The sequence below is a fragment of the Thauera phenolivorans genome (assembly GCF_001696715.1).
Lineage (GTDB): Bacteria > Pseudomonadota > Gammaproteobacteria > Burkholderiales > Rhodocyclaceae > Thauera > Thauera phenolivorans.
This window is the reverse complement of sequence record NZ_MBFM01000003.1, coordinates 490,771-504,186: the sequence shown is the minus strand read 5'-3', so window position 1 is coordinate 504,186 and position 13,416 is coordinate 490,771. Positions and strand designations below refer to the sequence as shown.

At 68.3% G+C, this 13,416-nt stretch carries 12 protein-coding genes; 6 read left to right on the top strand and 6 right to left on the bottom strand.

All coding sequences use genetic code 11. The features are described 5' to 3' along the window. Window positions 1-129 precede the first annotated feature (129 nt). The 3 genes from BB334_RS09285 to BB334_RS09275 are packed head-to-tail and all read left to right on the top strand — an operon-like array spanning window position 130 to window position 2,412. Window positions 130-558, top strand: coding sequence for a DUF1924 domain-containing protein (locus BB334_RS09285; RefSeq protein ID WP_068807540.1), 429 nt, complete (start codon window positions 130-132; stop codon window positions 556-558). A gap of 22 nt (window positions 559-580) precedes the next feature. Further along, a complete protein-coding gene (locus BB334_RS09280; RefSeq protein ID WP_068807537.1) occupies window positions 581-1,072 on the top strand; it encodes a diheme cytochrome c in 492 nt (163 codons plus the stop codon). Window positions 1,073-1,083: 11 nt separating this feature from the next. Continuing rightward, a complete protein-coding gene (locus BB334_RS09275; protein ID WP_068807534.1) occupies window positions 1,084-2,412 on the top strand; it encodes a ferredoxin reductase family protein in 1,329 nt (442 codons plus the stop codon). Between the two features lie 97 nt (window positions 2,413-2,509). Here BB334_RS09275 and ilvD read toward each other — a convergent pair whose 3' ends face one another. The 3 genes from ilvD to BB334_RS09260 all read right to left on the bottom strand — a co-directional run bounded on the left by ilvD (window position 2,510) and on the right by BB334_RS09260 (window position 6,956). Next, window positions 2,510-4,204: a dihydroxy-acid dehydratase gene (gene ilvD / locus BB334_RS09270; protein WP_068807531.1), complete on the bottom strand. Its 1,695-nt coding sequence runs from the start codon at window positions 4,202-4,204 to the stop codon at window positions 2,510-2,512. Between the two features lie 351 nt (window positions 4,205-4,555). Then, window positions 4,556-5,719 carry a YbfB/YjiJ family MFS transporter gene (locus BB334_RS09265; RefSeq protein WP_232756698.1) on the bottom strand — a complete coding sequence of 388 codons (1,164 nt, stop codon included), beginning with the start codon at window positions 5,717-5,719 and terminating at the stop codon, window positions 4,556-4,558. A 190-nt stretch (window positions 5,720-5,909) separates the two neighbouring features. Beyond that, the gene (locus tag BB334_RS09260) at window positions 5,910-6,956 is read right to left on the bottom strand and encodes a cysteine hydrolase family protein (protein ID WP_068807525.1); all 1,047 of its coding nucleotides are present in this window, start codon (window positions 6,954-6,956) and stop codon (window positions 5,910-5,912) included. A 248-nt stretch (window positions 6,957-7,204) separates the two neighbouring features. Here BB334_RS09260 and BB334_RS09255 point away from each other — a divergent pair, with 248 nt between their 5' ends. Continuing rightward, complete coding sequence (locus tag BB334_RS09255; RefSeq protein WP_068807522.1) at window positions 7,205-7,786, top strand: cytochrome b; 582 nt, start codon at window positions 7,205-7,207, stop codon at window positions 7,784-7,786. Further along, window positions 7,783-8,358 carry a YceI family protein gene (locus tag BB334_RS09250; RefSeq protein ID WP_068807519.1) on the top strand — a complete coding sequence of 192 codons (576 nt, stop codon included), beginning with the start codon at window positions 7,783-7,785 and terminating at the stop codon, window positions 8,356-8,358. The genes BB334_RS09255 and BB334_RS09250 overlap by 4 nt, the downstream gene beginning before the upstream one ends. A 31-nt stretch (window positions 8,359-8,389) precedes the next feature. Here BB334_RS09250 and BB334_RS09245 read toward each other — a convergent pair whose 3' ends face one another. The 3 genes from BB334_RS09245 to BB334_RS09235 form a co-directional block, all read right to left on the bottom strand. Further along, a complete protein-coding gene (locus BB334_RS09245; RefSeq protein WP_083200357.1) occupies window positions 8,390-9,145 on the bottom strand; it encodes a sulfite exporter TauE/SafE family protein in 756 nt (251 codons plus the stop codon). A 434-nt stretch (window positions 9,146-9,579) separates the two neighbouring features. Beyond that, window positions 9,580-10,272: an SDR family oxidoreductase gene (locus BB334_RS09240; RefSeq protein WP_068807516.1), complete on the bottom strand. Its 693-nt coding sequence runs from the start codon at window positions 10,270-10,272 to the stop codon at window positions 9,580-9,582. A gap of 89 nt (window positions 10,273-10,361) precedes the next feature. Next, window positions 10,362-10,844: an acyl-CoA thioesterase gene (locus tag BB334_RS09235; protein ID WP_068807512.1), complete on the bottom strand. Its 483-nt coding sequence runs from the start codon at window positions 10,842-10,844 to the stop codon at window positions 10,362-10,364. Between the two features lie 220 nt (window positions 10,845-11,064). On the opposite strand from BB334_RS09235, the gene katG reads away from it, so the two are divergent. Next, window positions 11,065-13,239 (top strand): catalase/peroxidase HPI, encoded by a 2,175-nt coding sequence (gene katG / locus BB334_RS09230; protein ID WP_068807509.1) that lies wholly within the window; start codon window positions 11,065-11,067, stop codon window positions 13,237-13,239. The last annotated feature ends 177 nt before the right edge of the window (window positions 13,240-13,416 follow it).

Here is a 13,416-nt window from a genome sequence, read left to right as displayed (position 1 = left end):
CGCTGAACGCTCTGCTCGCGTTCAGGTTCGTTTCAGTCGCGCACTTGCACACTGGGCACCAGGTTCCGGACGAATGGCATTCGAAATGCCCGTCCGGTCCAGTCTTCCGCCCGGATCAAGGAACGAACCATGAACAGCAAATTCCGCACGCTCGCGCTGCTGTGCTGCCTCGGCGCAAGCGCGGGGGTGCTCGCCGCCCCGCCTGCCGACCCAACCGCCCCCCTCCTCGACCGCTACGCCGCGCAGGCGCGCGCCGCCGACCCCGCCTTCGCGGGCTTTTCCGCCGCACGCGGCGAGACCCTGCACCGCACCCGCTACGGCCTCGGCAAGCCCGATACGCCCGCCTGCACCTCGTGCCACGGGGATGACCCCCGCGCGGCCGGCAAGACGCGCACCGGCAAGGCCATCGAGCCGATGGCGGTGTCGGTGGTGGGCACGCGCTACGGTGACCCCGCCAAGGTCGAAAAATGGTTCAAGCGCAACTGCAACGAGGTCCTCGGCCGCGAGTGCAGCGCGCGCGAGAAGGGCGACTGGCTCGTCTGGATGACCAGTCAGTAAACGACGAACCCGGAGCCGGATCATGAAAACCACCCCCCTTCGCCCGCTCGCCCTCGGCCTCGCCGCGCTCGCCGTGACCGCGCTGCTCCTCGGCCGCGCGCAGGCCGGCGACGACGATTATTGCCCGCCGGTGACCGACGCGCGCACGCTGCAGGAGTGCGCGAGCTGCCACATCGCCTTTCCGCCTTCGATGCTGCCCGCCGCATCCTGGAAACGCATGATGGGCGAGCTCGAAGACCACTTCGGCGACGACGCCAGCATCGATGCCGAAACCACCGCCGCGATCACCCGTTACCTGGTCGATCACGCGGGCGATGCCCCCGGACAGGCGAGCAAGCTGCTGCGCGGCCTGCGGCCGGGTGCGGCCCCGCTGCGCATCACCGAATTGCCGAAGTGGGTGCGCGAGCACGACGAAGTGCCGCAGTCCGACTGGACGAGCAAGGACGTCGCCAGCAAGGCGAACTGCGTCGCCTGTCACATCGACGCAGAAAAGGGCTACTTCGAGGACGACTGAGAAACGCGATCATGAAACGCTTTCTGACCGCCTTCATCGCGCTGGTGACGCTGGCCTGGGCGGCACAAGCGCTCTCGACGTCTGCCGTCGCTGCCGGCGTGCTCGCCAACCCATGGGCGGTGCGCGAACACGCGCTCACCTTGACCGGCCTGTGGTCGTTCGCCTTGATGTCGCTGACGATGGTGCTCGGCACCCGGCCAGCGTGGCTGGAGGGCCCCTTCGGCGGCATGGACCGGATCTACCGTATTCACAAGTGGGCAGGCATCCTGGCGACCGGCTTCGCGGCGCTGCACTGGCTGATCGAAATGTCGGACGCCATCATCAGGGCGCTGTGGGGACGCGCGGGGCGTCTGCCCCGGGATCACGGCGGCGGCGCCCTCGAAGCCATGCGCGACGTCGCCGAGGAACTCGGCGAGTTCGCGATCTACGCCCTGCTGGCGATGCTGGTGCTGTCGCTGTGGAAGCGCTTTCCGTTCAGGATCTGGCGCTACCTGCACAAGCTGATGCCGGCGCTGTACCTGGCCCTCGCTTTCCATGCCGCCTTCCTCGCGCCGCTCGACTACTGGACGCAGCCGGTCGGCCTGCTGCTGGCGGTGCTGATCGCTGCCGGCGCGATCGCAAGCGTGTGGGCGCTGGCCGGTCGCATCGGTCACCACCGTCGCGTCGGTGGGGTGGTGGAGTCGGTGCGCACGCCGGGCGCGGGCATCACCGAGGTCGGCTGCCGGCTGGACGGCGGCTGGCGCGGGCATCGTCCCGGCCAGTTCGCCTTTGTCACCTTCGACCGTGTGGAGGGCGCCCATCCGTTCACGATCGCCAGCGCCGATCGCGGAGACCGCCGCATCACCTTCGAGATCAAGGCCCTGGGCGACTACACCCGGGGCCTCGCGCAGCGACTCCAACCCGGACAGGCGGTGCAGATCGAAGGCCCCTACGGTCGCTTCGACCTGCCGACCGGACGCGGACAACGGGATCAGGTATGGATCGCCGGCGGCATCGGCGTGACACCGTTCATCGCGTGGCTGGAAGCCCTGCAGACGACGCCCGACCAGGCGCCCGACGCGGATCTCTACTACTGCGTGCGCGACCGCGATTCGGATCCTTTCGTCGCCCGCCTCGAAGCCTTGTGCGCGCAGCTTCCCGCACTGCGACTGCAGGTGATCAGCAGCGCGCGCGATGAGAGCCTGAGCGCCGCCACCCTGAGCGATCGCGCAGGGACGGACGCAGTCACCGAGGTGTGGTACTGCGGGCCGCAGGGCCTGGCCGACAAGCTGCGCAAAGGGCTCCGCCAGATGGGCGCTGCTCGTTTCCGCTTTCATCAGGAGGCGTTCGAGATGCGATGAACGAGCGGCAGCGGCGACTCACGCTCTCGCTCGCTGGCCACCACGGACGAACTCGATGTGTCGACCGCCCGGCACGCGTCGGCACGGAGAAGGCGCTTCAGCGGCCCCCTTCCGGCTTGTCGGTGACGGCGCCTTCGGACGCGCTGGAGACCAGCCTCGCGTACTTGGCCAGCACGCCTCGCGTGTAGCGCGGTTGCGGCTGCGTCCAGCACGCGCGGCGCTCGGCAAGCACCGCATCCGGCACGCCCAGGGTGATCTCGCGGTTCTCCGCATCGATGGTAATGGGGTCGCCGTCCTCGACCAGTGCGATCGGCCCGCCCTCGAAGGCTTCCGGCGTGATGTGACCCACCACGAAGCCGTGCGAACCGCCGGAGAAGCGGCCGTCGGTGATGAGCGCGACCTCCTTGCCGAGCCCCTTGCCCATGACGGCCGAGGTCGGCGACAGCATTTCGCGCATGCCCGGACCGCCCTTCGGACCCTCGTAGCGGATCACGATGACATCGCCGGCGACCACCTCGCCGTCGAGGATGCCGGACAGCGCGGCTTCCTCGCCCTGATAGACGCGCGCGCGGCCCGCGAAGCGCAGGCCTTCCTTGCCGGTGATCTTGGCGACCGCGCCGGTCGGCGCCAGGTTGCCGTGCAGGATGACCAGGTGCGAGTCCTTCTTGATCGGGTCGTCGAAGGGACGAATGATGCCCTGACCCGCCGGATAGTCGGCGACATCGGCGAGGTTTTCCGCCAGCGTCCTGCCGGTCACCGTGAGCACGTCGCCGTGCAGCAGGCCGGCGTCGAGCATGCGCTTCATCAGCGGCTGGATGCCGCCGATGGCGACCAGTTCGGACATCATGTACTTGCCGCTCGGGCGCAGGTCGGCGAGCACCGGCGTGGACTTGCCGATCTCGATGAAGTCGTCCAGCGTCAGCCTCACCTCCACCGCGTGCGCCATGGCGAGCAAGTGCAGCACGCCGTTGGTGGAACCGCCCAGCGCGATGATCACGCGGATCGCGTTCTCGAAGGCCTTGCGGGTCATGATGTCGCGCGGCTTGATGTCCCGGGCCAGCAGTTCCAGCACCTGCCGGCCGGCACGGAAGCAGTCCGAGGCCTTCGCGGCCGAAATCGCGTCCTGCGCCGAGGAACCCGGCAACGACATCCCCATCGCCTCGATCGCCGAGGCCATGGTATTGGCGGTGTACATGCCACCGCAGGCACCCGGGCCCGGAATTGCGGTGCCTTCGATCTGCTTCACCTGCGCCAGGCTGAGTTCGCCTGCGGCGTGCCGGCCGACGGCCTCGAACACCGAGATGATGTCGGTGTGGCCGGCGCCGGGCCGGATGGTGCCGCCATAGACGAAGATCGAGGGGCGGTTCAGGCGCGCCATGCCGATGAGGCAGCCGGGCATGTTCTTGTCGCAGCCGCCCACCGCGACCAGGCCGTCGAAGCCTTCGCAGCCGGCCACGGTCTCGATCGAGTCGGCGATGACCTCACGCGACACTAGCGAATACTTCATGCCCTCGGTGCCGTTGGCGATGCCGTCGGAGATGGTGATGGTGTTGAAGATGACGGCCTTGCCACCGGCCGCGTCAGCGCCCTTCGCGGCCTCTTCCGCGAGCTTGTCGATGTGCATGTTGCAGGGCGTGACATTGGCCCAGGTCGAGGCGATCCCGATCTGCGGCTTGCTGAAATCCTCGTCGGTGAAGCCGACCGCGCGCAACATGGCACGCGCCGGGGTGGCCTCGATGCCATCCACCACCTGGGAGGAATACTTGCGCATGTCGTCAGTGATGTCGGTCATCGCGAAATCCCGTGAAGTGGCTTGTGCGAGCGCGCTGTCAGGCCGTGTTGGGAAAAAAAGGACCATGTTCGTCCATTTATAGGTCTTGTCGACGCCCGCGTCAGCAGCAGACGTTCCACGTCCCCGCTCAGCGCCCCGCCGCTTGCGGTGCGCACGCTGCAGAGCGTCGCCGCGCATCCGCCTTTTGCAACACCCAGACTCGTTCCCCAAGCGGCCAGCGGCCGCCATCCAACGACCTGCGACCCGGATGACTCGGGCAGTGCTCCCCTAACGCCCGGACCTGCCATCCAGCGCCACGCCGATACCCGAGCGCGCCTCGAGCGCGGGAGACCGAACGGCGACCCTCCCGCTTCACGATGGGTGCTGCTTCGACCGCGAGACGATGTCCCCGCGCCAGAGCCAGAGCGAAGAGCTCGCCAGCAAGAGGGTTGCCGTCGCACTCGCCCAGCCGAGCGCATCCCATCCGGCAATGTGCGTATTGCCGATGAGTCGCACGAGCAGCGGACCGGCGATCTGGCCCGCTGCGAAACCAGCGGTCATGCGAGCGAGCAGCGGCGTCGGATTCCCGGGCATGCGCTCACGCGCCAACTGGAGGCCCGCCATCGTGGTGACCATGAAGGTCCCGCCGACCAGGACCGCCGAGGCCGCCAGCGTCCACAAGGCCTGATGCAGTAGTGGAAGAACGGTGCCGACCGCCATGACGCCCTGCGCGATCGCCCAGACCCTCCTGCGCGCCCAGCCGTGCAACCAGCGCGCGGCAAAAGCAACGGAGAGCGCTGCGGCGGTGCCGAAGATGGGCCAGGTGAGCCCGAACACGAGCGGGTCGGCGACCAGCTCCCGGGCCATCGTGGGCAGGAAGGTGGCGGGAACGATGTAGCCGAAGCCGAACGCGCTGTAGCACAGCACCACGCCCACATTTCCGGGCGCGACTTTCGGCGCCGCCGATCGTGGCGCAGCGGCGGTGCCAAGCGGCGCCGCTGCGACGGATGGCTCGGGAAGCCGCCACAGCACATAGGCAGCGCCGACGACGGCGAGCAGTCCGAGTTCCAGCCAGAGCGTCATGGCGGCCTGCCCGCCGCCCAGCCAGGTCAGGAGGCCCGTCCCCGCGATACCCAGGCCGACCCCCGTATAGATCCAGGCGCCGAGCGCGGTGGCGTGGCCTCGGGCCAGTTCGGGCAGGCACCAGCTACTGGCGCAGATCAGCACCCAAGCGCTGAAGACGCCTGCGCTGGCGCGAAGCGCCATGCCGAGCCAGGGAAACGCAACGTCCCCCAGCGCCATCCCGAGGGTCGTCACGGCGACGCCGATCAGCCCGACCTGAAGGCCCCGGCGAGGCATGCCTGCAAACCACGCGGCGCTCAGCGCGCCGAGCAGGTACCCGAGGTAGTTGGCGGTCGCCCATTCCGTGCCGGTGACGGCATCCAGGCTGCCATCGCGTAGCATCAGCGGCATCATCGGCGTGAACGCGAACCGACCGATGCCCATTGCGATGGCCAAGGCGACAAGACCGATCACGACGACTGCCCTGGGTGAAAGGGACGATGAGGGGTGCGCATCCATGGCAGAGCAGGCTCCGGGAAGAATCAAGGAAGACAAACTGCGTGTCGAACAGCGACCTCGCCGAGTGGGCGAAATGAACCCCCGCGCAGGCTGGCTCGGCCTGCGCCGCGCGAAAGGCGCTGCCGACGCGAGTCGAGCGGACTCATCAGTCGTGACGCGTGGGAATACCCGGCCAGTCCTCGAGCGGCAGCGTCGAGCGCACCACGTGCATGCCGGCCTTGGCGAAGTGGCGGAAGGCGGCATCGGCCTCTTCCGTGTAGTCGATCGCGCCCGCCACCACCACCGGCGACGTGCAGTCCTCGAGCAGATAGACCTTCCTCGCCAGCCGCGCGTCCCGCGCCTGCGCCTGGCGCAAGAGGTCGGCGATGGTCCACGCCACGCAGTGGCTCTTGGCCTGGCCGGCGATCACCACCGCGTCGAAGCGCAGCAGCATGTCGACGAACTTCTCGCTCTTGCGCGCCAGGGCAGCGCCGCCCGGCCCCTCGAGCACCTCGGGCCCGATCACCGAGTAGTGCTCGGTGAAGGGGTTGTCACCCTTGATATGGAAGTCCGGCCGGCTGGCGCGCGCCACCCCGTGGAAGAACACCGCCTCCTCCACCGCCGACACCAGCGCATGGCCGATGCCGCCGAGCATCGCGTGATACGGCCACACGGTGAGCGCGTACTTGCCGCTCTGCTCCAGGGTCTCGGCGTAGTGCAGCAGTTGTCGCTGCGCCTCCTCGACGGGGATGCCGAGCGCCGGGGCGAGCGCCGGGTTGAAGCGCCATTGGCCGCTGCGCACGCTGTCGGCCGACACCAGGGTGTAGGGCGGCGGATGCCCGCCCGCGGGGTCGAGGAGGTAGAGCGGGTGGAATATCTGCATCGCGTGATGGGTGTCCATCGTCGGGCAGATCTCGGTGATGCGCCCGAGGTTGCGATAGATGAATGCGCACAGCCGGCGGTTGTCATCGACCGCGCCGCTGCCCGAACGCCCACCCACATAGAGTTCGAAGCCGGGAATGCAGAAGGTGTTCTGCACGTCCACCGCCACCAGGCAGAGGCGGAACGGATCCTCGACCGCTGGCCGGATGCCGTGGCGGCGCGCCCACGCGGGCGCCTCTTCGGCACGCGTCTGGTAAGGGACGCGCCAGACCTCGCCGACCCGCGCGGGATCGAAATGCGGCGGAAGGGGCAACTGGGGGGACGCATTCATCGGACTGCCTCCTGGACGAGGGGTCGGAATTTCATTCTACGCCCGGCGCCTGCGGACCACGCCCTCCCGGTCGCCGCAGCGTAGCGCACGTCACCACCGTCGATCGCGGGTCCCGGCGCACCGTATCCGGGCAAGCGGCGCGAATACCGCCTACATTTACTTCGACAAGGACGAAGCCGGGCGCGCGGTGGGAGCCGTGCTCGCGCTGCGGGCGATGCCCGGCTGACGCACGCGGGAGACCGGAACCGATGCAGGATCACTACACAGCCACCGCCAAAACACTGCACTGGGTGATCGCGGCGATGATCTTCGGCCTGCTCGGCCTCGGCTTCTACATGCAGGACCTGCCGCTGACGCCGAGGAAACTGCAGCTGTATTCGTGGCACAAGTGGGCCGGGGTGACGGTGTTCGCCCTCGCCGTGCTGCGACTGGCCTGGCGCGCGGGCCATCGTCCGCCCGCGCTGCCCGCCCACATGGGCAGGCTCGAGCGCCTCGCGGCCCGCGCCGGCCACCGCCTGCTCTACCTGCTGGGGCTCGCGGTTCCGCTCAGCGGCTGGCTGATGAGCTCTGCCAAGGGTGTACAGACAGTGTGGTACGGCGTCCTGCCGCTGCCCGACCTGCTGGACAAGGACAAGGCGCTCGGCGACCTGCTGCAGACGACCCATCTCGGCCTGAACCTTTTCCTGCTCGCATTGGTCGTCGTTCACGTTGGCGCAGCACTGAAGCACCACCTGATCGACCGCGACGACGTGCTGACCCGCATGCTGCCGGGGCGCGGCCGGCGCCGAACTCGATTCGTCCCACCACCCGCAGGAGGACCACGCGCATGACCCGACTCGCAAAGCTCACCGCCGTCGGCCTGATCTCAGCCCTCGCCGTGCCCGCGCTGGCCGCACCCGAAACCTACACGGTCGACCCCACCCACACCTTTCCGCGCTTCTCCTACAGCCACTTCGGCATGTCGACCCAGCTCAGCCGTTTCAACAAGTCCAGCGGCACGGTGACGCTCGATCGCGAGGCGAGGACCGGCGCGGTCGACATCACCATCGACATGACCTCGGTCGACACCGGCTACGACACCTTCGACGAGCACATCCAGGGCGAGGACTTCCTCGACACCGCCAGGCACCCCACCGCCACTTTCAAGTCGACCAAGGTCAACTTCGAAGGCGACATGCCGACCACGATCGAGGGCGAGCTGACGATCAAGGGCATCACCAGGCCGGTCACGCTCGAGGTGAGCAGCTTCAAGGCCATGCCCCACCCGATGCTCAACAAGCCTGCGATCGGCGCCGACGCCTCCACCGTGATCCGGCGCACCGAGTTCGGTGCCGGCAAATACGCGCCCAATGTCGGCGACGAGGTGACGATCACCGTCTCGCTGGAGGCGATCCGGGAATGAACGCGGCCGTGAGGTAAGCGCTGCGCCCCGCTCAGCCGGCGATGCCGTCCCACAACAGCTTCGCGCCCGACAGCGCGAGCGCCACGGTGGCGAACAGGAAGAACGGGCGCTCCGGAATCCGCGCCAGCAGCCGCATCCCGAGCCACACGCCCACCGGCACCAGCGGCATCAGCAGCGCCGACATCACCAGGGTTTCGCGACCGAACAGGTCGAGGCCGACATAGAAGGGCAGCTTGGCGAGGTTGAGGACGGCGAAGAAGAACACCGAAGTGGCGACGAAAGTGTGCCGCGGCAGGCCGCGCCCGAGCAGGTAGATCATCACCGGCGGGCCGCCCGCGTGCGCCAGCGTGCTGGTGAAGCCGGCACCGGCGCCGCACAGCCAGGCGAGCGGGCGACGCAGGGGCCGCTCGCCGCCCGCACCGCCCTTCGGCCGGCGCAGCAGGCGGTCGAGCGCGAAGCCGACCGCGATCAGGCCGATCGCGATCCTCACCGTGCGCTCCGACATCAGGCCGAAGGCGAGCGTGCCTGCGAGCACGCCGAGCATCGCCGCCGGTAGCAGCTGGCGCAGGTCGGCCCCGCTCGCCTTGCCTCGCCAGGCGCGGATACCGAACAGGTCGATCGCGATCAGCACCGGGAGCATCACCGCCACCGCCTGCTGCGGCGCCATCGACATCGACATGAAGGGCACCGCGAGCGCGCCGAGCGCACCGCCGAGGCCGGACTTGGAGATGCCGGTGAGCAGGATCGCGATCGCGGTGACGACCCAGCCGGTCGGGCTCATTTCCATTGGGGGGCGCTGCTCCTTCGCGGGACGGCATGACGGGCCGCCATTCTAGACCCCTCGCCCGCCCCGCCCGCCTGCAAAGCAGCCATCCATGCGCTGCATGGCCGCGCGCTGCCGCACCGCGCAAACCCGCCATGTCCACAAGACCGGAGCAGACGATGGGAACAGGCAGGCAGACGCGCAAGCGCCGGCCGCGAAGCCTTCCAGGAGATCGACTACCGCCAGTTCTTCGGCAGCGTCGCAAAATGGGTGACCGAGGTCGACCGCCTCGAGCGGATTCCCGAGGTCGTGGCGCGCGCGCCGCGGCTGCGGGCGTGCCGGCGCTGATCGAGCTGTGCGTCGCCCCGCGCCAGATCACCCCCCAGACCCGGCTGGACTGACGCCCGCCGAGCGGATATCGCCCGTCGGCGCTGCCGTTCAGCGCCGTGCGGCCGGCGCTACCAGGGCAGCGTCTCGCCGCGGTAGTCCACGAATCGGCACGCCTGGTCGCCGGCCGAGGCCTCGATCACCTCCACCAGGCCGACGACGCTGTCCTCCACCGTCAGCGGAGCCTGCGCGCCACCCATGTCGGTCTGCACCCAACCCGGATGCAGCGCGAGCAGGCTGAAGCGGCGGCTGTCACCGAGTTCGGCCGACCAGCTCAGCAGAAGGCTGTTGAGCGCCGCCTTGCTTGCCGAATAGAGTGGCATCTCGCCGCCGACGTTGAGTTGGAGGCTGGCCATGACCGAGCTGGTGCAGGCCATCACGCCGCCATCGCGCAGCCGCGGCCGCAGCGCCCGCGCCAGCCGCAGCGGGGCGATCGCGTTGGTGACGAAGAGCGCGGCGACCTCGGCGTCGGTGACCGTGTTCACGTCCTGCGCGCGCGGACCGGGGATGCCTGCATTGAGCAGAACGCGGTCGAGCTGCGCTTCGCCGAGCGCGCCGAGGATGCGATCGGCCGCGTCCGGCAAATTCAGATCGCAGGCGATGCAGCGCAGCCGCTCGCCATGTCGCGCCGCGAGCGCCGACAGGCCGGCCGAGGATGACGGATCGCGCGCCACCGCATGAACGGTGGCACCGCGTTCGAGATACTTGCCGACCAGACCCAATCCAATGCCGCGCGAGGCGCCGGCGATCACCACTTGAAGCATGCGAGGCTCCCGGAATCGAATGAAAGCCACAGCTTATCCGGCGGGCGCCGGGCCGTCACGCCGCGGCGCCCCGCAGCGGGTCGCGACGATCAGTGCAGGCCGCGGACCTCGGCGAACTTGTGCTCCATATCGCGCCGCATCGCGCGCCGCAATTCGGCCGCAGCAAAGCGACGGCGTTCGTCGGGCGTCTGCGGATTCAGCGGCGGCACCTTGGTGGGACGCCCATCGTCATCGACCGCGATCATGGTGAAGAAGCAGCTGTTGACATGCCTCACCACCCTGGCGCGGATGTCCTCCGCGATGACCTTGATGCCGATCTCCATCGACGAGTTGCCGGTGTGGTTCACCGAGGCGAGGAAGGTGACCAGCTCGCCGACCAGGATCGGCTGCCGGAACATCACCTGGTCCACGCTCAGCGTGACCAGGTAGCGGCCCGCATAGCGACTGGCGCAGGCGTAGGCCGCCTGGTCGAGCAGCTTGAGGATGGCGCCGCCGTGCACCTTGCCCGAAAAGTTCGCGGTATCGGGTGTCATCAGGACGGTCATGGTGAGTTGGTGCTCGGGCAGGTCCATCGATGTATCTCGCAGAGGAATGGAAAGCGTGCGCGGCGGCGTACGAATAGGCTGGGCCAATGACCCTCATTGCATCCGCTACGACGCAACAATGCTAGTCTTTTGTTGCACACGGATGGGTGGCGACAAGAAATCGTCCCCGCAGCGCGACAAGGCTGCACGAAGGCTTTTCCATCGATCACGCTGTTCGCGAACCTCGGCCAATCACAAGGAGTTGAACATGAGCGAAAACGACATGAACACGGGCGGCAAGTGTCCGGTGATGCACGGTGGCAACACGGCTGCGGGCAGCTCGGTGATGGCCTGGTGGCCGAATGCGCTCAACCTCGAGATCCTGCACCAGCACGACAGCAAGACGAATCCGATGGGGCCGGGCTTCGACTACCGTGAAGCGCTGAAGAAGCTCGACGTGGCGGCGCTCAAGAAGGATCTGACCGCGCTGATGACCGACAGCCAGGACTGGTGGCCGGCCGACTGGGGGCACTACGGCGGCCTGATGATCCGCATGGCCTGGCATGCCGCGGGCAGCTACCGCATCGCCGACGGCCGGGGCGGCGCCAGCTCGGGCAACCAGCGCTTCGCGCCGCTCAACTCGTGGCCCGACAACGCCAACCTCGACAAGGCGCGCCGCCTGCTGTGGCCGATCAAGCGGAAATACGGCAACAGGATCAGCTGGGCCGACCTCATCGTCCTCGCCGGCAACGTGGCCTACGAGTCGATGGGCTTCAAGACCTTCGGCTTCGCCTTCGGCCGCGAGGACGTCTGGCATCCGGAAATGGACACCTACTGGGGCTCGGAGAAGGAATGGCTCGCCCCGAGCGGCAGTGAAGGCTCGCGCTACTCGGGCGAGCGCGACCTGGAGAACCCGCTCGCCGCGGTGATGATGGGCCTGATCTACGTCAATCCGGAAGGCGTGGACGGCAAGCCCGACCCGCTCAAGACCGCCCACGACATGCGCGTTACCTTCGCCCGCATGGCGATGAACGACGAGGAAACGGTCGCGCTCACCGCCGGCGGCCACACCGTCGGCAAGTGCCACGGCAATGGCGACGCGGCCAATCTCGGCGCCGCACCGGAGGGCGCCGACGTCGAGGAGCAGGGTTGCGGGTGGATGAACCACAAGACCCGCGGCATCGGCCGCGACACCGTGACCAGCGGCATCGAGGGCGCGTGGACCGCCCACCCCACGCAGTGGGACAACGGCTACTTCGAGATGCTCTTCAAGCACGACTGGTGGCTTCAGAAGTCGCCGGCGGGAGCCTGGCAGTGGGAGCCGGTCAATATCAAGGAAGAGGACATGCCGGTGGATGTGGAGGATCCCTCGATCCGCCGCAAGCCGATCATGACCGACGCCGACATGGCGCTGAAGTTCGACCCCGAGTACCGCAAGATCGCCGAGCGCTTCCGCAACGACCAAGCTTACTTCGAGAAGGTCTTCGCGCGCGCCTGGTTCAAGCTGACCCATCGCGACCTCGGCCCGAAGTCGTGCTACTTCGGTCCCGAAGTACCGGTCGAGGACCTGATCTGGCAGGACCCGATCCCGGCCGGCCGCAAGGACTACGACATCGCCGCGGTGAAGGCGCAGATCGCCGCCAGCGGCCTGTCGATCGCCGAACTGGTGAGCACCGCGTGGGACAGCGCGCGCACCTTCCGCGGCTCGGACAAGCGCGGTGGTGCGAACGGCGCACGCATCCGCCTCGCCCCGCAGAAGGACTGGGAAGGCAACGAACCGGCGCGCCTGGCGAAGGTGCTCGAGGTCTATGGGAAGATCGCGGCCGACACCCGCGCCAGCGTGGCCGACGTCATCGTGCTGGGCGGCAACGTCGGCATCGAGCAGGCCGCGAAGGCGGCCGGCGTCGACATCGAGGTGCCGTTCGCTCCGGGACGCGGCGACGCCACGCTGGAAATGACGGACGTCGAATCCTTCGATGTGCTCGAACCGCTCGCCGATGGCTTCCGCAACTGGCTGAAGAAGGACTACGTGGTCCAGCCCGAGGAGATGCTGCTCGACCGCGCCCAGTTGCTTGGCCTCACCGCCCCCGAGATGACCGTCCTCGTCGGTGGCATGCGGGTGCTCGGCACCAACCACGGCGGTAGCCAGCACGGCGTGTTCACCGACCGCGCCGGCACGCTGACGAACGACTTCTTCGTCAATCTCACCGACATGGCCTACAGCTGGAAGCCGACCGGGCGCAACAGCTACGCGATCGTCGACCGGAAGACCGGCGCCACCCGGTGGACCGCGAGCCGGGTGGATCTGGTGTTCGGCTCCAACTCGATCCTGCGTGCCTATGCCGAGGTCTACGCCCAGGACGACAGCAAGGAGAAGTTCGTGCGTGACTTCGTCGCCGCGTGGACCAAGGTGATGAACGCCGACCGCTTCGACCTCGCCTGAGGCCGGACCGCACTGCCGGCGTCGCGCATGCGTGCGGCGCCGGCAGTATTCCGTTCACGCGGCGTCTGTCGCGCCGGGCGGCGACGCCCCGATCGGTTGCAGCGCGCCGAAGAAACCGACGATGCGCCGGATGTGGCCGTGCGAATCCAGTTCGCCGAAGTCGACGCCCTCGAGCGA